Source organism: Thiomicrorhabdus arctica DSM 13458 (genome assembly GCF_000381085.1).
GTDB lineage: Bacteria > Pseudomonadota > Gammaproteobacteria > Thiomicrospirales > Thiomicrospiraceae > Thiomicrorhabdus > Thiomicrorhabdus arctica.
Genome location: NZ_KB905901.1, coordinates 56,082 through 79,278, shown reverse-complemented (window position 1 = coordinate 79,278; position 23,197 = coordinate 56,082). Strand labels below are relative to the sequence as shown.

Genomic DNA, 23,197 nt, shown 5'->3' with positions numbered 1-23,197 from the left:
ATTAAATCCTTCTGCGTTTATTCAACAAAAGCATTAAAAAGAAAGGGCCACCCAGCAAGGCCATCAACAACCCAATCGGAAGCTCTGCCGGATACAGAATCTGTCGGGCGAACAAATCGGCGACCACTAACAGTATGGCTCCTGCTAAAGCACTCAATGGCAGAACCAAACGATGATCTGAACCAATCAAAAGTCGCATAATATGCGGCACCACTAAACCGACAAACCCTATGACACCGACCACTGAAACGGCTGCACCGACCATTAAGGCACTGAACCCCATGACTTGCCACTTAAACCACTTAGGCTCATACCCCATTTGTATACAGACATTTTCACCTAATACAAAAGCATTCATTGGTTTAACCAATCGCCATAAACCGATTAATGACACAAGCACCAGACTTAAAACAATACCCACTGAAGCCCAAGAAAGGTTGGCGAATGATCCCATCATCCAAAACAAGACCGAGCGTAATTGAGAATCATCCGAAAAAGTAATCAATAGTTGTGTCAATGCTCCTGCAACGGCGTTGAAAGCGACTCCGGCCAATAACATCAACGCGACGTCCGTGTGACCATTACGGGTGGCGATTGAATACAACAATGCGGTACTCAGTGCAGCCGCAATAAAAGCAGATAAACTCATTTGCCAAACACTGACATCTTGCCAAACGACACCACCCAACACTATAACCAATACAGCACCGAAAGCTGCACTGCTAGAGACACCAATTAAGCCAGGTTCCGCCAGAGGATTTCGAAATAAAGCTTGTAGGGCAACGCCTGAAATGGCTAGACCTGCGCCAACAATTGCCGTCATCAATGTTCTTGGTAAGCGTATTTCCCATAGAATCAAAGACTGTTGAGGGGATAACCCTGCGAGCAGATCCCAAGCTGACAAGCTCATATCACCAGAGAACAGACTCAAAAGCATGCTAATCACTAATAACACTATTAATAACAGTATTAAGCTGGAAATTTTGTGCCCGTTGAAGTTCACGGTTCAACCTTATCTTGCTTCTTTACTTGCTTTATTGGTTTTATAAATGGAGGAGAAGTCTGTTGGCTTGAAGTCATATATTGAGTAAGGGTCACGACCAAAGCACCATTCCAAATAACAATGAACCAAACTAGATACAACCAGAGCAGAAAAAGTGGCACCGAAGCGAAAGCACCATAAATTAGATCGTAGGTTGGAAACCATTTAATATAGAGTCCAAAACCTGCCTTCAAGAGCTCAAGTTGTATCGTCGCAAATACACCGCTAACGAAGGCTGCCTTGACAGGCACGTAAGCCACGGGCACCAATTTATACAACAAGACAAAGCCCAACAAGCTAAAAATCAACGGCAATAATCGAATGCCAAAGGTGAGTTTTTCTAACCACGGCGTGGTTTCTGCTAAAAATGGCAATGCCAACACATATGAACTGGTGACCAAACTCAATCCAAGTAAAAGAGGCCCCAATAGACTCACACCCAAATAATGCAAAATGCTCACCCACCATTTACGCTTTAGACCGTGTGGCCATAAGCCATTCAGCTTTTGGTCTATTTTCCATAGTAGCATCAACGTCGTGAACAACATAACGACCAAGGCAGGTCCTTTTAAGCTGACCGCCTGCATAGAAAACATCATCAGATATTCTTCTATTACCGGTTGTGAGTCAGGCATCAAATTATGTACGACATGCTGCATTACAATCGTTTCGAAGGAGTCAAAATAAGTGGAAACAGAGAATAAACTCAGCATAACAGCCAGCACCGGTACAATTCCAAGCAGTGTGGTGAAGGCTAAGATAGCGACAGCATCTGTGCCCTGATGCTGTCGAAAACGTACAAACACCTTAGCCCAAAATCGCCACTTCAATAATTTTTTAAAGACAGCCGTCGAATCTTGTTGATCCAAGTGAGACAGGTCATTATCAGTATTGTTTTCTGGGAGATTATTTTTCATACTTCAATGGGCTTCATACAAATTCAAGTGCCCCTATAATAACGCAAACGAAGGTTAACAGACTTGAATTCAGCCATAAAACTCAAAAGTTTCAAGACTTTTTGAACCGGAGTTAATTTTCGAAAACAATAATTTTACGATGAATGTCATTGTTTGGTGGCAGGATTCGTTTGAAATGGAAGGGTTGTTTATGATGCCTAAAAATACTTGCCTAACATCGTTGAATAAAACCAACAGCTCGTAACGTTTAGGACATGAATGATGACTAAATTTTAAATCACCACTTTAATAATGTTTAAATCAATCAGTTCTTGAATGGTTTGCAATGCAAAACCTTGTCTTTGCTCAGTGGTTAAATGATAAGATTCAGCCACTGATTCAAAAGCGATTTGTGCAGAATCAGACGTTTCTAACATCATAAGAAACTGGTACAACAAAGGCGCTAATATCATGAATTCGATAACTTCATCACCATTGGTTTTTTCGCTTCGATAGACGAGTAGCGTCGTCGTTTGAGCCGGCTTTTCTACGGGCTGAAATGCTTTGGATAGTTGGTGCACAGGCCACTCATACGCTAGAGGCCAGGCGACTGGCGACAGTTTATAGGCCCTCTCTAAATCCGCATTTTTCAAATCGGCCTGCTTCATTTCAACGCGACTAAAGCCAATTTCAATGGACACCTTCAAAGCCAATTCAACCCACTCATAATGCGCTAATTCTAATATAAAATCCGGATCGGTTGTCAGCGGGGTGAATTCAGCTTCAAGAAAAGCTAAAAACTCCTCGCCCAATTCATGGAACAATGGAGTACGTGAACGATGCTTTAACAAATATTCACGAATAATGTCGAGCCACCTTTCCTGGCCTAAAATGTCGGCACATACAGGAAAAATTTGACTAAAGAAACCTTCTATATTATTAAAAAAAAGCTCCTGATAAGTGGTTAGTCGACGTTGTTCAATAGAGACTTCACCTGTTGGTGCGTACGTTACTTGATCGGGGTTGCGGATATAATCTGTAAATTGTTGTTGTAAATCTTGAAAATGAGGGCGTTTCTCAATGGATTTAGGTAACATTCTTCTGTCTCCAAGCAACTTGATAACTGCGAATTTGTTCAACTTCTAACATGAGCTCCGTCAATGGAGGAATATTAAAATCCCGTTCCAGTAAAGTCGGCACTAAACCGTGCTGTTGATAAGTCTTTTCAAGTAAAGACCAAACCTGCTGCTTAACAGGTTGACCATGGGTATCAATTTTCAAATCATCCGCTTCATCAAAATGCCCCGCCATATGCAAATACATCATACGGTCACTCGGCATGGCTTGCATATAATCTTCGGCATTGTACTGATGATTAATTGAATTAACATAAGTGTTATTGACATCAAACAGTAAACCACAGTCCGCTTCTTGCAACACTGCATTTATAAATTCTTGTTCAGTCATCTCTTGACTGGGCATAGCGTAAAAAGAGACATTTTCAATACCAATTTTACGTTCGAGAATATCTTGTACTTTGCGAATCCTCTCGGCCACATAAAATACCGCCTCTTCCGTAAAGGGAATGGGCATTAAATCATAAAGGTGGCCACTATCACCACAATAGCTAAGGTGTTCGGTATAGGCGCGAATATCATGCTCAATAAAGAACTTTTTTAACGATCGAATATAGGTTTCGTCTAAAGGCTGAATACCTCCTAGATTGAGGGATAAGCCATGACAAACAGAGGGCAGGCGTTCGGTTAAAGTACGTAACTGGCGACCCTGACGACCGCCAAATCTTAACCAGTTTTCAGGGGCAAGTTCTAGAAAATCGATATCGAAATCTGGACGTTCCATAATTTCATCAAAAAAATCCCGTCTTAGCCCTAACCCTACACCTTCAACGGGATACACACCTTGCTTCATGAGATTTACCCTCGGTTTAATTCTAGATTCGACATCCAGCATCAAAAAAGCATGCTTATACAAATCGGACTCATCTGTTTAAGCATGCTTGTTATTCTCTAAACTTTTACCAACGCAGAAAGTCTATGCAAATAAATATGAATTAAAGCTTTTGACCGCCGCACTTTCCTTCCATTTGCTCTTTTTTAGACCAGCCACCACAACTGCCTTCTTTAGAGCTTTTCATCTCTTTTTTTTCCATGGCTTCTTCTTTCATTTTTCCGCCACACTTTCCTTCGCCACATTTCCCTTCCATATCACTTTTCTTTTCCATGGCTTCTTTTTTCATATTTCCACCACACTTTCCTTCCATGTCATCTTTCTTTTCCATGGCTTCTTTCTTCATGTTTCCACCACAATTACCTTCCATCGCCACCTGAGTGTAGCCAGATTTCATCTTGGTAAGGCCAAAAGGATTCTCACTCGCCGAAGCAACACCCGTTACGCTTACCATTGCCGCACCCGCTAATTTTAAAAAGTTTCTACGTGTTTTCATGTTCTTCTCCAATAATGACTAAGTTTTATTACGTTCTATCGGTATTAAATTGCGCTGTCATAACAAAAGACCCTATGGTTGGTTTTTTGTTTCAAATATTTTGCCCAATAAGCGGTAGGTCTTTGCTAACAAATAACCATGGTCTTAGAACCTAAGCTTAAGCGCGGAACAGGTAAAAATACCGAATTGGGATGTAACAATATAACAAAAATGCCATATTCTCTAGAAAAATGCAAAGCTTACATTCTTTGTAGCTCTTTTTCCACGTCAAGTCGAACGGCTTTTCCTTTAAGCTTTTCAATTAAGGTCAAGGCAAAATCCATGGCCGTTCCAGGACCTTTAGACGTTATCACATTGCCATCATCCACCACAGCTTGGTTGATATAAGACATTCCTTGAGCAGGTTGAATATCAATCACGCCAGGATAACTTGTCGCTTGTCGGCCATCGAGCAAGCCTGCCGTTACTAGGACTTTAGGTGCTGCGCAAATCGCACCGACAATACCACCCGCTTCCACAGTTGTGCGTAATAAGGACAAAATCCGCTTATCCTGCTCTAAATGATCCGCACCAGGTTGTCCTCCAGGTAAAACCACCATTATAAATGACTCGTCCAATATTGATTCTAAAGTCGTTTGAGCAATAAGCTGTACACCACGACTACAAGTAATCACCTTATTATGATCCAGGCTTGCCGTAATAACATCGACTCCCGCACGGACTAACAAGTCAATAATGGTCACAGCTTCCAGCTCTTCACAACCTTGCGCTAAAGGCACTAAAACCTTTGTCATATCCTTATCCTCAAATTACCCTGAAAATCTTAAATTTCGTATCAAAAAAAACCACCGTCTAATTCAAGAGCGGTGGTTTTATCTGGTTCTCAATGAGGGATTTACATCCGTCAGAAACAAGAGTCGAGAGAACATTAAATAAAGTTCTACGGTTCAAAGTGTAAACCTTGTTAACAGTACATGACTAACAAGTTGCAACGAAAACAATGACATATCAACAACTTGTATTCACTATAACCATTTTACTGTTGCATCTTCTGCGCGAGAATCATTGCTTTAATAATACGTAATGATTCGTTTAACTCATAATCTTTATCTAACAACTGTGTTAACTCTTCTGAAGCTTTTTCAACTTTGACAGCATCTTTATCATTCGCTTGTTCTTTCGAATCTGGAATCATTTCATCACTGCCATCATCCCCATTCACCAAGTGCCCAGTTAAATCTTTCTCTTTCACACGCATTAGCTTTTGCGAATCCACCTTCTCTACTTTAACCAAGTCAATCGTCACATCGGGTTTAATACCCTCTGCTTGAATTGACCGACCTAATGGCGTGAAATAGCGGGCTGTCGTGACTTTAATCGCAGCACCATTATTCAGTTGCAGTAGGGTTTGTACAGACCCTTTACCGAAACTTGTTCGCCCAGCAATCAAAGCTCTCTTCTGGTCTTGTAATGCACCCGCCACAATTTCTGAAGCCGAGGCTGAACCTTCGTTAATCAAGACAACAATAGGTTTACCTGCCATGACATCTCCACTTTCAGCTTCAAAACGCATCTGTGAGTTCTTAATTCTACCTTCGGTATAAACAATTAACCCTTTATTTAAGAAGGCATTAGAGACTTGAACGGCGGCCGTTAATACACCACCCGGGTTATTACGTAAATCCAGCACTAACCCATCTAAAGGTGCTTTATTTTGTTTTTCAAGCTTTGCAATCCCTTTGATTAAATCACTTCCCGTTCTAATTTGAAATTGACTGATACGGAGATAACCAATATTGTCTTTAAGCATACGTTGCTTAACACTCTTAACCTTAATAATCGCACGCGTAATTACGATTTTAAGCGGTGCATCTTCACCGCTTCGAATAATGGTCAACTCTAATTTAGTCCCGGGTTTACCACGCATAATGTTAACGGCTTCACCTAATGTCTTGCCTTTAACAGGTTCACTTCCTAATTTTATGACTAAATCACCCGCTTTTATTCCTGCTTTTTGTGCGGGCGTATCGTCTATAGGAGAGATGATTTTAACAAAACCGTCTTCCATACCAACTTCCATCCCTAAACCGCCGAACTCACCTGTTGTGTGCTCCTGCATCTCGGCAAAGTCTTCGGGAGGTAAATACGCCGAATGCGGATCAAGATTGGAAAGCATGCCACTGATGGCACCTTCGAGTAATTTTTTATCATCGACAGCATCAACATAGTCATGAGAAACGCGTTCGAACACTTCAACAAAAGCTCGTAACTCTTTTAAGGGTAGAGACAATGCAGCCTCTTCGGTAGGCGTGGCAGCCTGTTTTTGATCGGCCCAAACAGTCGTACCGACAGCTATCATGGCACCTAAAAGTGTACCTGTTCCAATCCACATGATTTTCTTTAAACCTGATGTACTCACACCGCTCTCCATAACAATTAAATTTTATCTTATCTTTCAATGTGTTAAGTTAAAAACCAAGACATTTATTAAATATTTGGTTCATTATAAGTGAACTTTAAGTGACAGAATGACTCGATTTCATTAGAATTTCAATATATTAATAATATTCTTATATAATGAAATCACTAACAAATGGATACTAGGTGAGTATGGATCAACAAGACAACCCTCTTTTTGGGATAAAAGAAGAAAACATCCTTAAAGCTTCTAAAGCACTAAAAGCAATGGGACATCCTCTACGACTTAAAATTCTATGCGTCATTGGTGAGCAAGAATTACCTGTTATGGATATTGTTAAAAAAGTGGGTACAACACAAAGTAATATTTCTCAGCATATTGATATTTTAAGGGAAAAAGAGATTATTGTCTCGCGTCGAGAAGGCAGTAAGATTTTGTGCAAGGTACGAGACCACAATATATTGGAACTAATGAATGCGATGCAACAAACCTTTTGCCAACTCGAAAAAAATTAAGTTTTAAAATGCAAAAGATTAGCGAAAGGTTGACCTTGGACTATTGACGGGAAACTGCACTCTTAAGTCAAACTGATTACGGTCAGAACTTACGGCAAGGATGCTCGTCTTAAGATTTTTAGTTAGAAACGCATTTTGCAAAGACATGCTATTTATGTTGGCTGAATGAGAAGAGCTCTCCAAAACAGATCCTAGCGCCACCGTACGGTCTCCAAACTCTGCCTCAGAAACTGAATCCTTTTCTGCGCTTTCTTCCGACTCAACTATTCGCTCCTTTTGAGATAACGCCACAATATCGGCGCGGGCTTGTGCCATCATTTGCGTGGCGGCACTTGCAACCTTATTATCTTGTGCCGAGGGTTCTGCCGGGGCTAAAGCCGCACCATATACCACCATCGCTTTTTGCAAAGTTGCTTGAGGATCTCCCACCACAGCTGACACATCAATTCCAACCTCTCCACCAACAGCATACTGACGACCTTCGGGACCCGTCTGATAAGTAAAGCTCATGCCACCTGTAGAATAAGCACCAGCAGCAGACAAATGCGCTATTTCGTGTGCCTTAACTTCAGAATCTCGCGCTTTAAGCTGGTTAATGACTTGCTGAACCTTAGCATTTCTCTGACGAGTTTCATTCTCCGAATCCGTCGTGCTCGCAGATGAATTTAAGGGCAGGCTGTTATTCGTATTTGACTGATTAAGCGCAGAAGCAGGTTGAGCAGGCAAGGCTTTCACCTCAGACAAAGATGTCTCTCTCACCGCTTGTGATAACGGTGCATAAACAAGACCTCCACTACTTACCTGACTAATCACATAGGCCCCCTTATGATGTTTAAAACCGTAAAGTAAACGGTCAAACGACTCCCACTTCTTTTAATTTTAGCAAAATATCTATAAAAATCAATCAATTAACGCAAAAATGCCGTTCAAACCTATGCCATTCGTAATTTAACGCGTTACCAATGCGATCTTTTCCGTTATTATGAGAGCATTATCAGTTAATGTCAGCTGAGCTTGACCGTAGGTAAATCCATTGATACGACAGTTTTGCACAACGCTTTATATAGGCAAACCGCCAAGCGATTAAAAAAGATCATAAATTTGGTAAACGACTATGCAACAAAAATTATCCATCGCAGCTCAGATCATTGCCAAAACGAGTATTCCGAATATTCCTGAAGAGATCATTCGCCTCAAGGAAGAGTTAAATAAAAAATATCCAAACACGGTCACAATAGCGAATTTAATCAGTCATAACCCAGAACTTTTGGGTAATTTTATGACGTTAGTCAATACCAACATTACTAATGAAAAAACAGATATTCGGGATGCGAAAGCTGCGGTCAATGTCTTGGGGTTAGATGAGATATACAATATATTTCTTGCAAGTAGCTTAACCAATCTAATTGCGCAAAGTCCACTTGAAAGGCAGATCTTATCTCACGGGGCAAAGGCTGGCCTCGCGGCAGCAGAACTTTCTTACTGGGTGTTTGATGTCACGCGCTCAGAAGCGTATATAGCCGGGTTGATGCAAAATGTAGGTGCTATATATATCTCTCGACTAAACCCCGAGTCTTATATTGAAACCTTTAACTCGCAATTGGCAAACCCGGTCAGTGCTTATGCCAAAGAACTTGAACAATACAACACCAGCCATACCTTTATGGGAACGTTAATTGCCAAAAAATGGCATATCAACCCAGAAGTCTATAAATCAATACTGCTACACCATGACACCGCGTTTGAGCTTAAAACGGCTAATGATCAAAAGACTCGACACATTACTGCGCTCATCATGGTATCCAACTTTATTGTCAGCTCGACGATTGATGGCCAATATATCACTCAAGAACTCAAAGAGTACCGCAACCTGGGCTTAAAAATACTTGGCCTACCCGATACAGCAGTTAAAGCCGCCAATGCCGCAGTAATGAAATGGGGGACATCAGTGGGTAAAGGTCCTGCTGGACATTAAGCCGACACCTAACCTAAAACACAGGGAAAACCCGTGACACATTTTGACAATATCAGTGGACTTAAACAATTACTCGACATAGACACGACTCTATTTAAAGAGGAACTCTACTATCCCTGGTATGTCAAAAAACCAGGTCTTATTAGCATCATAGCAGCGTACTCCGCGACCATTATTTTAAGCATTATCATTCTAGCTTTTTACACCGATATAAAGATGCTATCAATCTTAATTGTATTCGGCATATTGACGGTTATTTTTAGCCTAGCTTATCTGGCCATCTATAAATATCAATTAGAGGAAGCTAAATCCGCGGCACTGAAACCAATAATGGCGCTTGAACGCCACGAATTCATAAAATCGATACAGCCCTTTATTTCATCTGACCAGCAACTCACAGCAAAACAGATTGCAGTAGACAAAGTCTATACCCCCGCAGAATACGCCTCCATTACGCTCTCGACTCAAAGTCGAGTCATACGAAATACCGATTGCTTTATCGAAGATATCGAGCGCATGTTGCAACATCCTGACTTTAAAATTCAACCTGAGCAACCAAGGGGTGAAAATTATCAAATAACATTGACCGTCCCAGATAAAGCCAAAAAGAATTATGAAAAAATTAAGAGTTCATCTACTTTTTCAGATGATTTTTCCGTACCCGATGAAGTCAAAATTGCAATTATTAAAAAGGTTAATGAAGCCATTACTCGTGCAGCACTTGGACGTGAAGCCATGCTAAATTTGAATGGTAAAAAAGCTCAAAAACAGTCACAAATTAGGTCATAAGTTACAAAGAAGGTTATAGAGCGTTACTCGCTATTCACATACGTGAACGATAGATCCGTATCTTAAAGTTGTGGAAATTCGTTTTGCATCAGTCTTTTAATGCGCTATTTATTCGCAGTCTCAAATTAAAACTTACAACCCCCCTCCATTTCTTAACTTGATAAACCGACTTCAATGAATATCAATACAGAATCAGCCAATAGAGAGGGCTTAATACAGATGAGACTGAAACCTTTCAACTTAAGGTCACATATCCAAATGAGTTAAATGTATTCTGTCGAGATTGTCTGCATTGGGAAATGACGAACAAGACCTCCTTTATAACTAGGAGATGTTTTCGATAAGCATGATAGAAATTACTTTTGGAGTGTTCTTGATGGAATCTACTAAGAGAAAGTCCACGTAAATCAATTTCATTCTCGCATGGATCAACATGTTTTAATCTATCTTAATCACCTCCAGCCATTTTCAAAATGGTGAAACTAACTGATTCTATATGCGATAAGCTTACTACTTTAACCTAGACTATCACTTTATTCTGAGTCTCCTCTGAACTTCAAACTCTAATATTCAAGCAGAGCCTTATATTCTTGTTCTGTTATTTCAGCGGATTGTAGCATTCTACGAGTATCTGATTTTAAGGCTTGAAAATCTGTAGAACGACGGTATAGAACATTAGGAATATATTGTTGCAAGGCGTTAAATGTGGATTGGTAAGCTGCTGAAATTTGATTTAAAAGCATGATTCTAGCTTCGCCAGGGTTATTTTGTTCAAAGTCAAAATTCAGTATTTGTTGAAAAATCTGATAATTACAATTCGCGTTGTTTTGTATTGTCATTAATACATCGTCAGGTAAGTCCCTTAAAGAGACCGCTGAAAGTCTTTTATATAGTTCGATTAACTTTTGAGCCGGATCGTGAAAATTTAACTGATCGCACAGCTCCGTATCTCTCGGTAGTCTCTGAACATTAAAATTCCGTATCCTTTCGATAGATTCCTTTGTATCAAAATAAATCTCTATATTCGCAGTAATCATATTTAAGCTTTCCATAAATCCACAACTCATTATAAGCAATAATACAGACCATACAAGTACTTATTATAACCTGATCTATTAATGACCACTACTTTAGAATGTTTACAGCTCCTCAAGAAGACTTAAATCACTTTTATTTATAATCCAAATATAGAGCGCCACTTCGACTTAAATCGTTAAAAGGTAATAAAAAAGTATCTATGTATTATTAAATCAAGCGAAAAATAAAAAGCTCGTGCTTGATCTCAGCATATCTTCCACCTTTTATAAAATAAGTTAGCCATGGTTAGAACAGAGCTGTATTCAGAGCAAAACACACCATAAGTACATTATGACCTTAAGATAAATTAGATGATGCACCCTTAGCCTCTACACAAAGCAGATAATATGAATGCAATCAGCTAAATTACAAAAACGATTTTAAGTGTCAGTGAGATTGGATGTTTTTATCTCCATCAAATGCAGTGCAACTTCCGAACGGTATATCGCGTTTTGCTTAGAGAAAACACAATGCTTTAAGCCCAATGAATCAAGCTTTAATTCTCAAGGGAGGAAAAGGTATTTTTGGGTTATTGAAAATGAATATGCATAACGAAATCATAGCGTTAAATTGAGTGGATCGTAATACTGAGGGTAAAGATTGATTTGGCTACTAAATAAGAAGTGGTGGGCCCTCGCGGACTTGAACCGCGGACCTGCCGATTATGAGTCGGAATTAAGCTAAAACCACCATAAACAACAATGTACAAATATACACAAATTACCCTTCATATTCAACATCTTAAAACACTTCATAAATTCTTCATTGTTTACCCAAGTTCATAAAAGTATAATGATTCTGCTACATATGTGCTACATATACGGATATAACAAATGGCGATTAGACAAAAAATTACAATCACATCCATGAAAACCCTCTCTCCTGGATTGGAGCGTATCAACGATACAGAGATCCCAGGTTTTCATGCTCGCATATCAAAAACAGGCCGTATCACCTACTACCTGTATTACCGCCTAAATGGTCAGCAAGCCAATTTTAAAATTGGTACCTCTGGAGAACTAACCGCAACCCAAGCCAGAGATCATGCAAAACTCAAATCGGCGGACATCGCACAAGGCGTCAACATACAAGCCGATAAAAAAGTCGCTAAAACAGAAAATCAGAGACGCTACCATTTACGACTTGATCGCTTTCTTGAAGAAAACTACCTTCCCTTTCTAGAGTCCAGAAACCCCAAAACGGCTAAGAAGATATTTAGAGAACTGAACTCCAGTTTCAAAGAGTTCTTAGATCAAGACATTGATCAGATCGTCCCTTTCCAAATTGAAAAGTGGCGTAATCGAAAAATCAAAGATGGCCTAGCACCCACAACGATCAATTACTATTTAAACACTTTGAAAGGTGCACTATCACGTGCAGTTGATTGGGGTGTAATCGAAAAGCATGACCTCAATAAGGTCAAAGCTATTAGAAAAGATAACACCGTTGTCCGATACCTTTCCACTCAAGAAGAAGCGCGTTTAAGAACGGCATTAAAAGACCGTGATTCTGAAATAAAACAATCGAGAGAAAGCGCGAATCAATTTAGAACTGATCGCGGCTATGAGCTATTACCTTCTTTAGTAAACACGCGCTTTGTAGATCATTTAGAACCCATGATCTTACTTGCCATGAATACAGGCATGCGCCGCGGCGAAATACTTTCGCTTGAATGGGCACAAGTCGATCTCATTAATAAGGTACTGACCATAACCAGCGAAAACAGCAAGTCTAAAAACTCCCGACACATTCCGCTTAACGGTGAAGCCTTTCAAGCGATAAACGATTGGAAAGATCAGACTAATAGCAAAAAGTATGTCTTTGAGTCCAAGCCAGGAATTCCATTTAAAGATACAAAGAAGGGATTTTTAGCGATATTGAAAGATGCTGAAATAGAGAGCTTTCGATTTCACGATCTACGTCATCACTTTGCGAGTAAACTTGTAATGGCGGGAGTCGATCTGAATACCGTTCGTGAATTACTCGGGCACTCAGATCTTAAGATGACTTTGCGTTATGCCCATCTTGCACCTGAGCACAAAGCGGCGGCTGTAAATTTAATTGGCTAAGCCTTTAGAGCTACTTCAAGCGTCTGTGATATCGGATATTTTCTATATCAATTGGATGCTCACTACCTTTAAACAACAATCTATGACCCTGACGTTTTCCGGAAATATCATTAATAGTGTAATCATCCTCAATAGTTATACCTCCATTATCAAATAAGACATGATGATTGGGACAAAGGCATAAAATATTATTCAAAGCATCAGAGCCATCATGAGGAAATCCTAGTGGTTTAATATGAGCTCCTTCCGCATATAATCCGGCTTTCGTTTCTAAAGCTTCTCCACATATTTGACACTTGTAGCCATAGATTTTCTTTACTTGCTTGGAAAGCCTTGAGTCTCTAACCTGCCTCTGAACCAGGGCCTCAATTCTTTGAACCTTACGATCATATTCTCCCTTATCTTCTTCAACTCCTCTAGCTTTAGAACCATCTTCTAGTTTTATCAACCGATACTGCCAAAAAGCTTTCCCAAGGCTGGTTATATTTTGCCAATAATCATCAACTCGGTATAAACCCGCATACACAAAATGATCACCATCAACCTTTCTAGAAACCCTTACTGGCAACCCTTCATTTTTATTTTTTGCTAGAGCTTTATTTCCTGAATTAAACATTTGATCTTCTGTAACAAAACCATCTTTCCCAGGTTTACCACCCTCTCCGGTATATATAATTTCATTGCCATTATCTAAATCGGTATATTCACCTGCCAAAACAACAGAATACGCTCCCTCATCTTGTAGCCCTGCTATTCCTTTATACATGTCATGATGAACACCTCTATCTTTCAGGTCCTTTTTATTTTGAAAGATATCACCTTCTTTCACTCCATCTATACCGCCAAAAACCTTACTCATAAAATAAATTTCCTACCTAACCTACTGAATATAAAACATTGAATTTATACCACCATGAACTAATATACACAGGATTACGCACAAATAAACGATAAAAACAATGATTGCAGAAAGAGACTACTTACATTTAGAAGAAGCTGATCGAATTCCCGGATTAAATAAATTTGATCTAATAGAGATGTTTCATAAAAATCAAATCAAGCTCTACTGCTGGTGCAGTGCAAGTAGATTGTTTGCAGAAGGCTCATACAAAGGAGATGAAAAACCAAGCATACTTGGATCATTTTCATACACAGGAGCAGTAGGCATTCAAAAAGATAAAATTAATGATTTACTAACTAAGAATAAGCTCATTAAGATTCGTCGCTTTGTAATTAAACAGCCTGAAGAAGTTAGAAGTTGGTCCGATAGTATTCCACTTAAATTAGACCTTCCAAATGAAACATATCTACAATATAAACACTGTAAAGCTCCCGATTTTGACTTTTGGGCTTTTATTAATGTAACAACGGCTTCAAAGACGCAAGCAGCTTCCTCAATAAGCAATATTTTTAACTCTTTTATAGCATCTAGGACTGATGATTTTGATGCTGAATCCCATGAGCAATTAAATCAATCAAAAAAAGACTTTAAACGACTCTTCGATCAAAAGGTCAGTTATGACACAAAAGAGTTTTATCCCGCTGATTTAAGATTTTGTAAATCGGAAATTTTAAAATTAGTACAGCCTGAAATAGCTTCTTTACCGGCTCCTATTTCACGACCAAAGGCACCTAACGCCCTTGATGAAGTCATCATTACTATTCTTGAAAATAATCCCGGTCGCTCAGATCATGTTTGGAACATCCTAAGAATCGAATCTAAAAAAGAGATTTTTGATCGCTCATATGATATTGACGGTATTTTAGAAGAAGTCTCTCAAACCCTCATAACTTGGAGAGATGAGCGAAATAGAAAAAAAAGAGAGCTTTCTAGAGAAAGTTATAAAAACAAGCTTTCTAAATTGAGAAAAAAACTATGAATATAAAGCAGCTAACTAATTATTTACTCTCCGAACTAAAAGAACCTATATTAGACATATGGCGTAATAAGGCTTCGTTTTTCTACGCATTACTTGCGTCATCATTAACAATAACTTTTTATATTTATCATTATGATTTCGACCAAGATGCTAATGTTTTGTGGTCAATAATGCTATCTACAATTAGCATTTCCATAATCATGAAATACTTTCATAGAAATGATTATAGATATGACAGTTTTAACAAAGCCATGAATGTTTTGGGGGCAAGCCTTATCGTTAACGCTCTTCTTACATTTTTATTCATTTTTATTCTTTCTTTAATCAATCTAAATAGCCCAATAGCTATTGACGCAATACAAACCATACTCCTATTAACTCTGGTTTTCTCATTACTTACTACAAGCTTAATGTCCATGATTCCTCTAATGAACAAATCAAGAGAGCGAAATAAATCAACGTATGTTGCCCTACTAGTAACAACATTTTTAGGGCTTAATTTCATTCTGTTTCAACCCCTTTTTAAGGAGTTGATCGGAGATGAAAACCATGTGCTTTCTTCAGCTTTTATCTACACGGCTATAGGAACAGTTAGCTCACACTTTATTTTGAAAAACTTTTCTGGTAAATCTGAAAGATTAACTGAACTCTCATCATTCGCTATCGTTTTCGGAATATATATGTACATATATATAGACAACTTTAGGCAAAACGGCACCATAGAACAATTTAAGGTTTTGTTTGACGTGTCATCAAACTTAACGTTTCCAATAATTACAGGTATTTTATTTTCGACTATCCTTATCCTTTCAGAAGATAAAACACCTCAAAAAATCATAAATATACGAAGTAAAGAAGAGAGAATTTCATTGCTAGATATTGTTTTCTTACCCATTTCAATTCCTATAATAATAATTCAATATAGTATTTTAAAAGCATTCTTTCTCACTAAAAAATCAAGATCACCATTTGCGTCATCGGTAGCGTCACTACCTAAAAAGTGACGCTATTGTGTATTCCAACAGAACAAGGAGTACACAAACATGAACAATCAAAACGCATCACGCGCTCTCACTGAGCAAGAAACATCTCAATATATTGGAATGAGTCGTTCATTCCTTCGTCAATCAAGAATGGAGGGGAATCGTTCCGGTAGAACCATTGCCCCACCGTTTATCAAGATCGGTCGATCTATTCGTTATTTAAAAGATGATTTAGACCTTTGGCTCGAAAGCTTCCGGAAACATATTTCCGGTAATTTCCCGGAGGTTTCCGGTGAATAATTTCAAAGGCAATAAAGCTCTATTACTTAAATGGTTTCAACAGGGAAACACAGTAGAACAATGCTCGGAACCGGGCCCTTCTTTCGGTAAGTTTTCCGGAATTGAAGAGTGTCCGATTTCCGGGATTACTCCGGTAATACATCGACTTTTCCGGGATGGTGAAATTCGGTATACAACCTTCAACAGTTTTGGATTGAGATGGGAACGTTATTATTCCGTTAACGTTAACGGTGAAACTAATGACTAACATTAATATCTCGACAGTTATTCGTGACGATCAAGATTTCGTTAAAGAGAAACTTTCAACCTTCCCTTACGAAATTCAAAAAATATTATTCCGAGAATACTGTTCAATAAAAGAAAGAAGAGATGCCAACCTATTCCTATTAAATTTCGAGGAACATATTGGTCAAAAGCTTAACATCAAACCCTCGCTACTAAATCTTAATCATGACGAAGACTCTCTTCGAGAATACGCTGATCAGAGGGCTCATATTTGCACGGTTTACAGTGCGTCTTCTAATAACGTTAACATTAACGAAATTTGTAGCAATCTAATTAACTACGCTAACACCTATGGTATTTCAGTTAACGTTAACGGAAATCCACAGGGTATTGTTAAACGTCTTTGTGACCCCTTATGGTGGCTAAGAAAGTTTAGAAGATCGTTAACGAGAAATATTGAAACTGTGCAGCATCACTTGAATGCAGTGAATCGCATTAAAGGTATCTATGCCAGTGACTGGTTAGCCTCACAACGAAGAAATCAATTACGCAGACATGAGCGCTCGATGTCATCCACCATGTTCACAAATAATTTAGGACAGAGCTTTTCCCTTAAAGAACTTTCCGATAAAAGTGTATCAAATCCTCAGATACGCAAAGCCGAACTTATGGTTAGAATCAGAGGCTTTGAAGACATCTCAAAAACTCTAAATCACGAAGCTCTTTTTTTAACAATTACCTGCCCTTCAAAGTATCACCGTTCATTTAGTCGCTCAGGTGATTCAAACCCTAAATGGGGAGGATACACTCCGCTAGATGCCCAAAATTATCTAAATAATATATGGCAACGAATCCGGGCAAAACTCGACCGTGAAAATATAAGATTCTATGGCTTTAGAGTTGCTGAACCCAATCATGATGGAACACCACACTGGCATTTGTTACTTTTCGTTAACGTTAACGAATCAAAACTGTTAACGGAAATTTGTAAAGAGTATGCACTAATGAAAGATCCTAACGAAAAGGGTGCGCAAGAGCATCGCTTTACCGTTAAAAGAATTGATCCTAATAAAGGATCAGCTACAGGATACATAGCAAAGTACATTTCTAAAAATATCGATGGTAGTGATTTAGATACCGGAATATATGGAGAGAATCCTGTTACCGCTGCTGAACGCGTTAACGCTTGGGCATCTTGTTGGGGTATTAGGCAATTTCAACAGCTAGGAGGCCCCTCTGTTTCCGTCTGGAGAGAAGCAAGAAGACTAAAAGAGCATCAAACAGAACAAAACAAAGCATTAAATGAACTACGGCATTCAGCAGATACATCTAACTGGCAAGCGTTTATTAAAATCATGGGAGGTGTATTTGTGAAGCGCAAAGATCAACTCGCTAGACCGTTATATGACTACACAAGAGATAATGAAACAGGTGAGTTGAGCCAAAGCTATTACGATGAAGAGCCAACTAAATCTATTAAAGGAATGTTATTAGGTAATTCAAAGATTATTACCAGATTTCTGAAATGGACAAGACAGGCCTTTCGTCAGAAAACTCAGTTTAATTAAACTTGTTCTCAGAAGCCATAATAGTACCAAAACCATTAATTAATAATATTTGTTTGGGAGCTAGCCATGTCTTTATCAGTAGCATCAGCAACGTCCCCTAAATCACTTTCTGAAAGTTCTCTAATGAATTTAAGCTCAAAAAAATCGGAAATTACTGTAAACATTGAGCCAGGTATTACATATAAACCTGAGTTCTCAGGTGCAAAAATGGCGACATCAAAATCAATAATGATACCGTCTTCGTCCTCTTCAAATGGAAGTGTTTTGAAGATGTATAGATTCTTATCATCAGCAAACTCCTCATGGATTCTGTATATACCTAAACGAGGAGGGCTGTCTTGTATTGTGTCCAAATTAGAGTTTGGCATGAACCCTGAGTATGTAAGTGAATGGACATGGTCACGCATAAATCGGGCTTGCTCTAAAAGCTCTCTAGGCATTTCAGATTCAAAAACAGGGGCATCACGCTCAACAATTTCTAACCAGTCCTCGTCGATAAACTTATCTACAAGCATGAACTTTTCAGGTAAGAAAATATCAAATGACCAGAAGTCAGAGCCTTTAAATTCTTCAATAAATGGAATAAATATGGCTCTATCTTTGTTTTCACCTTGTGTGATTCGATACACACCTGGTGTTGGCACTTGTGATGACATGAATATCCTTTTTAAGAAATTAAACCTGTTATTTCAACCCCCAATCATTTCAAACTTGGAGTTCTGTCAATAAGTGTACGCATCCTTGAAGAACTGTTGAATCAATTGACTCAGTTCACTCACATACTGCTCATGATTATCTATTGGCAGGATAAAAACTCTAATATCTGAAAGGTTTTGTTCGGCCAAAATCCTAATCATTGAATCAGGTAATTCAATAAGAGGCTTTGGTTTTTCTGCATAAGATAAATCAGTTATAAAAACCAACTCTTCCTTATTAGGAATTGAATCTAAACCATCTTTAGAACATAACAATGAAGGCGGAACCTTTGAAATATAATGTTCTTTTGACCATAAATAGACATAATCTGGATCAATGCCTTGTTTAGTACAATACTCCTCAACAATTTTTTCAACCTCTATTCTTGCCTTAATATGAACTTCTAATTCAGAGCCATGAATATATTCTTGAAATGAACAAACCTGAATTGCTGCAGCGCCATATAAAACAGCATTAATATGGTATGCATTTGCTTTTTGCATATTATGCCTTTTGTTGTAATGAGTTTCTAAAACTTTAATCGCTGAAATGATTTCATTATCATCAAAACCTCTAATATCACCTTTCTGAATTCGATCAATTAATTGTTCTTGAGATACATCGATAATGCGAGAATGAGCGGCCTCTTTAACACACTCAATCAAAGACCATTCCAAAGGAATTAACTTTTTGTGAAAAACAACCTGTTGATAATCGTGAAACCTAGCTAACAACATATGATCTATAGACTTCTTTGCTTTTCCAGCAAAACAAATTTGACCATTTATATAACGTGTATTACTAATCAAATAATCTATGTCTACGTTGCCATATGGTAAGCCTGTAAAATGCGAAGTTCTTTTTAAGTAGTCCATTCGATCGCAATCAAGTTCAGAACTGATTATTGGCTTAAGGTTTAACGCCCCTTCATTAATCCCAACATCATTACTTGCAAAAACAGAAGCTACATCTGCTGCATCTAATCCAGCTTTCTCTAAAATAGATTGTATCTCAGGAGAGTTCATAATGATCAATTCTCCAAAAGCTTCATGATTACTAATGACTTCACACCTATCACCAGTATAACCTTCAGAATCCATGTCTTTTTTATACTGTTTTAAAGCTCCTTCTGTAGCATGCGAAAAAGGGAAGTGTCCGATATCATGCATAAGTGCGGCTAAACGGTATTTAGTTTCAACGGGTTCAATTTGAGCAGAAAGCGAATGATCATTTGCTTTTAAGGCTTGAAGCATCTTACCTGCATTTCTCAGCGCACCAATAGAGTGAGAAAATCGAGAATAATTTGCGCCGGGAAATATTAGGTTTGCTTGCCCTAACTGTTTAACGTTATGCAAGCGTTGGAAGGTAGCGGTATTAATGATTTCAGCTTCAATAGGACGAAGCTGAATGGATCCATAAAGAGGGTCGGCTATAGTTTTCAAAAAAACTGCACCTATTAGATTAAGTTAATTTTTTTCAAATTTCGTATCGCGTCATTACGCATATCTTCATCAATATGTGATTTTTGACTAAATAAAACAGCAATTGCTTCATCTTCAGTTTTGTGGGTTTTTTTGATCAAGAACACAATAGAAGCAAGCGCCTCTACCCATTTAGGTAGAATCTTTCCATCAACATCATGCTTATGAATCACTTCTGATAAAGAGTTCAATTTTTCTTTAACAGCTTGATTAAACTTAAATTGACTCGGCTTATCCACATAACCTTGTAGTTTAAAATAATCTTCTGTCAGAGATGGACTATAAGGCCCCTTTACATACCAGTTATATGTATAGTCTAAAGACACGCCAACCGACTGACCAAGCAATGCAACCTTTTGCAAAACTAACCTTTGATCAATACTAACAACATCCTGTGGAACATTTAACTCACAGTAAAACTGTTTTAACAATTGTAAATTCGTATCCATATATGCCCCCTAAATTACTTAAACTAGGCTTTTCAAATCTAAGTTTAACAAAAGTCCGGGGATTATACATCAGTGAGGCATTTAAAATATAGTAATTAGTACTTATTCAAAGTAATCTGCCAATAAGCAACTTCACTTTGCTACAAATGTGCTACAAATGCGCTACAAAATTATATTTTCTTAATAGATAGGAAAGGATATTACGAGATAACTCGTTGATAAATATGGTGGGCCCTCGCGGACTTGAACCGCGGACCTGCCGATTATGAGTCGGATGCTCTAACCAGCTGAGCTAAGGGCCCCAAATAGGGAGTTTAAACTCACCAGGCCTGGTGAGTTTAATTGGCGCTTATTATAACGACTGCCAACCGCTTTGTGAAACATTAATACAGACTATCTCGAACTAAGAAACTTCTATTCAATTTGATACAAGCAATTAAATAGAAAGCTTACTAATGTAAGCCACCATTGTCTAACGCTGAAGGGTAGCCGTTAATAGAATTCCTCGCTCGTAGAATTAATCTAAGAAGCTTTTTAAACGTTCTGCTCGACTAGGATGGCGAAGCTTTCGTAACGCTTTTGCTTCAATTTGACGAATACGCTCACGCGTCACATCGAACTGTTTGCCAACCTCTTCTAACGTATGGTCTGTATTCATGCTTAGACCAAAACGCATGCGCAATACTTTCGCTTCACGCGGTGTAAGAGTGTTTAACATCTCTCGAACCGTTTCACTCATACCTTCTGAATCCGCTGCATCCTGTGGAGAAAGAATGTTCGAATCTTCTATGAAGTCACCTAAAGAAGAATCTTCATCATCACCAATTGGTGTTTCCATAGAGATAGGCTCTTTGGCAATTTTCATGACCTTGCGGATTTTGTCTTCGGGCATCTCCATCTCTTCTGCCAGCTCTTCAGGCGTCGGTTCACGACCCATTCTTTGTAATAACTGACGTTGGATACGATTTAATTTATTGATCGTCTCAATCATATGTACTGGAATACGGATAGTACGTGCCTGATCGGCGATAGAGCGAGTAATCGCCTGACGAATCCACCAGGTTGCATAAGTCGAAAACTTGTAACCACGACGATATTCAAACTTATCAACGGCCTTCATCAGACCAATATTACCTTCCTGAATCAAATCTAGGAATTGAAGACCACGATTTGTGTATTTTTTAGCAATCGAGATAACCAAACGTAAATTAGCCTCAATCATCTCACGCTTAGCAAGACGAGCTGTTGTCTCTGACTTACTCAAATCTTTGTAGATTGTCTTGTAGAGTGCAATCGGCATTTTTTCAGCCTTGGAAATCATCGCTAAACGTTTTTGAGCACGTTTAATATCACCACGAGCGGCTTCTAAAGCCTCAGCATGTTTAGGTGAATTTTCAATCAAACGATCCACCATTTCATAGTCTCGCTCAGAGCCTACAAATGTTTTTAAAAACGTAGCACGTGGTACACCAATTTTACGCATCACGATATCGACAATAACACGTTCTTGCTCGCGAATGGATTGGATTCTAGCCTTGATTAGACGCATCATTCTGGTTGAGAATAAAGGCGTAATTCGAACACCACGTAAATGTTCAATGACGGCCTGTCGTTTTTTTATCGACTTAGGATCATCTGCACCGTCTTTATCAGCAGCTAATTGTGCTGCAACGCTAAACTTTTCAAGCTTTTTCAAGAATTCAGCTAATTCTTCAGGGTTAATCCCTTCTTCTTTGGGTTCGTTGTTAGCATCACTATCAGGTGAAAGCTCTGCAATTGGAATATCAATCAAGTCAGCTGGACGGTAGAAACCTTGAATGACATCGGCGATTTTACCTTCACCACTTTCCATCTTCTTGAACGTGCTTAAAATGGTATTCGCATAAACTGGATACTTAGCTAAAGCATCCAGCATATCGCGGTTTCCAAATTCAATACGTTTGGCGATATCAACTTCACCGTGGCGCGTCAAAAGCTCTACTGAACCCATCTCGCGCATATACATACGAACAGGATCCGTTGTACGACCAAACTCACCATCAACTTCAGATAGTGCAGTAAGTGCCGCTTCCGCAGCAGATTCATCAAAGACACCACCTTCCTGAGTGAGTAATTCATCCTCATCAGGTGCCGCATCAAATAACTTGATTCCAAAGTCTTTTAGAATCGTTAAAACTTGACCTAACTGATCTTCCTCAATGTCATCTGGTAAGACATCGTTGACATCCGCAAAGGTTAAATAACCCAGTTCCTTTGCGCGTTCAATTAGATCCGTTAACTGTTGCTTTCTTTCGACTTTAGTCATGTATTGCCTCAAATAATATTGCTTGATTCCGCTTACGGATTATTTCTGATAAAACTGCGTGTAA

At 38.7% G+C, this 23,197-nt stretch carries 22 protein-coding genes and 1 tRNA gene; 8 read left to right on the top strand and 15 right to left on the bottom strand.

Annotated elements, in window-relative coordinates; translation table 11 throughout:
- Window position 1: 1 nt before the first annotated feature.
- The 7 genes from F612_RS0109985 to F612_RS0109955 all read right to left on the bottom strand — a co-directional run bounded on the left by F612_RS0109985 (window position 2) and on the right by F612_RS0109955 (window position 6,833).
- Window positions 2-946 carry a FecCD family ABC transporter permease gene (locus F612_RS0109985; protein WP_281167321.1) on the bottom strand — a complete coding sequence of 315 codons (945 nt, stop codon included), beginning with the start codon at window positions 944-946 and terminating at the stop codon, window positions 2-4.
- A gap of 53 nt (window positions 947-999) precedes the next feature.
- Complete coding sequence (locus tag F612_RS12565) at window positions 1,000-1,959, bottom strand: YihY family inner membrane protein (protein WP_019557628.1); 960 nt, start codon at window positions 1,957-1,959, stop codon at window positions 1,000-1,002.
- A 272-nt stretch (window positions 1,960-2,231) separates the two neighbouring features.
- Complete coding sequence (locus F612_RS12560) at window positions 2,232-3,035, bottom strand: HvfC family RiPP maturation protein (protein ID WP_019557627.1); 804 nt, start codon at window positions 3,033-3,035, stop codon at window positions 2,232-2,234.
- Complete coding sequence (locus F612_RS0109970; protein ID WP_019557626.1) at window positions 3,025-3,867, bottom strand: HvfB family MNIO-type RiPP peptide maturase; 843 nt, start codon at window positions 3,865-3,867, stop codon at window positions 3,025-3,027. The genes F612_RS12560 and F612_RS0109970 overlap by 11 nt, the downstream gene beginning before the upstream one ends.
- Before the next feature lie 142 nt (window positions 3,868-4,009).
- A complete protein-coding gene (locus F612_RS0109965) occupies window positions 4,010-4,402 on the bottom strand; it encodes an HvfA family oxazolone/thioamide-modified RiPP metallophore (RefSeq protein ID WP_019557625.1) in 393 nt (130 codons plus the stop codon).
- A gap of 239 nt (window positions 4,403-4,641) precedes the next feature.
- Window positions 4,642-5,196 (bottom strand): DJ-1 family glyoxalase III, encoded by a 555-nt coding sequence (locus F612_RS0109960; RefSeq protein WP_019557624.1) that lies wholly within the window; start codon window positions 5,194-5,196, stop codon window positions 4,642-4,644.
- A 242-nt stretch (window positions 5,197-5,438) separates the two neighbouring features.
- Complete coding sequence (locus tag F612_RS0109955) at window positions 5,439-6,833, bottom strand: S41 family peptidase (protein ID WP_157760538.1); 1,395 nt, start codon at window positions 6,831-6,833, stop codon at window positions 5,439-5,441.
- A gap of 179 nt (window positions 6,834-7,012) precedes the next feature.
- On the opposite strand from F612_RS0109955, the gene F612_RS0109950 reads away from it, so the two are divergent.
- Window positions 7,013-7,336 carry an ArsR/SmtB family transcription factor gene (locus F612_RS0109950; protein ID WP_019557622.1) on the top strand — a complete coding sequence of 108 codons (324 nt, stop codon included), beginning with the start codon at window positions 7,013-7,015 and terminating at the stop codon, window positions 7,334-7,336.
- An 18-nt stretch (window positions 7,337-7,354) separates the two neighbouring features.
- Here F612_RS0109950 and F612_RS12555 read toward each other — a convergent pair whose 3' ends face one another.
- A complete protein-coding gene (locus F612_RS12555; RefSeq protein ID WP_019557621.1) occupies window positions 7,355-8,149 on the bottom strand; it encodes a putative metalloprotease CJM1_0395 family protein in 795 nt (264 codons plus the stop codon).
- A gap of 301 nt (window positions 8,150-8,450) precedes the next feature.
- Here F612_RS12555 and F612_RS0109940 point away from each other — a divergent pair, with 301 nt between their 5' ends.
- Together F612_RS0109940 and F612_RS0109935 are read left to right on the top strand one after the other, a co-directional pair.
- Window positions 8,451-9,311, top strand: a complete 861-nt coding sequence (locus tag F612_RS0109940) for an HDOD domain-containing protein (RefSeq protein ID WP_019557620.1) — start codon at window positions 8,451-8,453, stop codon at window positions 9,309-9,311.
- Window positions 9,312-9,344: 33 nt separating this feature from the next.
- Entirely contained in the window at window positions 9,345-10,100 is a 756-nt protein-coding gene (locus F612_RS0109935) for a hypothetical protein (protein WP_019557619.1), read from the top strand.
- Between the two features lie 563 nt (window positions 10,101-10,663).
- On the opposite strand, the gene F612_RS0109930 is transcribed toward F612_RS0109935, so the two are convergent.
- Complete coding sequence (locus tag F612_RS0109930; RefSeq protein WP_211209496.1) at window positions 10,664-11,152, bottom strand: hypothetical protein; 489 nt, start codon at window positions 11,150-11,152, stop codon at window positions 10,664-10,666.
- Window positions 11,153-12,010: 858 nt separating this feature from the next.
- Here F612_RS0109930 and F612_RS0109925 point away from each other — a divergent pair.
- Window positions 12,011-13,246, top strand: coding sequence for a site-specific integrase (locus F612_RS0109925; RefSeq protein ID WP_019557617.1), 1,236 nt, complete (start codon window positions 12,011-12,013; stop codon window positions 13,244-13,246).
- Window positions 13,247-13,256: 10 nt separating this feature from the next.
- On the opposite strand, the gene F612_RS12550 is transcribed toward F612_RS0109925, so the two are convergent.
- Window positions 13,257-14,105: a YDG/SRA domain-containing protein gene (locus tag F612_RS12550; RefSeq protein ID WP_019557616.1), complete on the bottom strand. Its 849-nt coding sequence runs from the start codon at window positions 14,103-14,105 to the stop codon at window positions 13,257-13,259.
- A gap of 100 nt (window positions 14,106-14,205) precedes the next feature.
- Between F612_RS12550 and F612_RS0109915 the strand changes: the two genes are divergently transcribed.
- From F612_RS0109915 to F612_RS12545, 4 genes are all read left to right on the top strand, one after another.
- Window positions 14,206-15,126, top strand: coding sequence for a hypothetical protein (locus F612_RS0109915; protein WP_019557615.1), 921 nt, complete (start codon window positions 14,206-14,208; stop codon window positions 15,124-15,126).
- Window positions 15,123-16,130, top strand: coding sequence for a hypothetical protein (locus tag F612_RS0109910; protein WP_019557614.1), 1,008 nt, complete (start codon window positions 15,123-15,125; stop codon window positions 16,128-16,130). The genes F612_RS0109915 and F612_RS0109910 overlap by 4 nt, the downstream gene beginning before the upstream one ends.
- Before the next feature lie 39 nt (window positions 16,131-16,169).
- Window positions 16,170-16,409 (top strand): helix-turn-helix domain-containing protein, encoded by a 240-nt coding sequence (locus tag F612_RS0109905; protein WP_019557613.1) that lies wholly within the window; start codon window positions 16,170-16,172, stop codon window positions 16,407-16,409.
- A 239-nt stretch (window positions 16,410-16,648) separates the two neighbouring features.
- On the top strand, window positions 16,649-18,202 hold the full coding sequence (locus F612_RS12545) for a replication endonuclease (protein ID WP_019557611.1): 1,554 nt from the start codon (window positions 16,649-16,651) through the stop codon (window positions 18,200-18,202).
- Window positions 18,203-18,237: 35 nt separating this feature from the next.
- Here F612_RS12545 and F612_RS0109890 read toward each other — a convergent pair whose 3' ends face one another.
- The 5 genes from F612_RS0109890 to rpoD all read right to left on the bottom strand — a co-directional run bounded on the left by F612_RS0109890 (window position 18,238) and on the right by rpoD (window position 23,133).
- A complete protein-coding gene (locus tag F612_RS0109890) occupies window positions 18,238-18,858 on the bottom strand; it encodes a hypothetical protein (protein WP_019557610.1) in 621 nt (206 codons plus the stop codon).
- A 66-nt stretch (window positions 18,859-18,924) separates the two neighbouring features.
- Window positions 18,925-20,340 carry an HD domain-containing protein gene (locus F612_RS0109885; RefSeq protein ID WP_019557609.1) on the bottom strand — a complete coding sequence of 472 codons (1,416 nt, stop codon included), beginning with the start codon at window positions 20,338-20,340 and terminating at the stop codon, window positions 18,925-18,927.
- A 14-nt stretch (window positions 20,341-20,354) separates the two neighbouring features.
- Window positions 20,355-20,828, bottom strand: a complete 474-nt coding sequence (locus F612_RS0109880; protein ID WP_019557608.1) for a hypothetical protein — start codon at window positions 20,826-20,828, stop codon at window positions 20,355-20,357.
- Window positions 20,829-21,053: 225 nt separating this feature from the next.
- Window positions 21,054-21,130, bottom strand: a tRNA-Ile gene (locus F612_RS0109875).
- Window positions 21,131-21,345: 215 nt separating this feature from the next.
- Window positions 21,346-23,133 carry an RNA polymerase sigma factor RpoD gene (gene rpoD, locus F612_RS0109870; RefSeq protein ID WP_019557607.1) on the bottom strand — a complete coding sequence of 596 codons (1,788 nt, stop codon included), beginning with the start codon at window positions 23,131-23,133 and terminating at the stop codon, window positions 21,346-21,348.
- Between the last annotated feature and the right edge of the window lie 64 nt (window positions 23,134-23,197).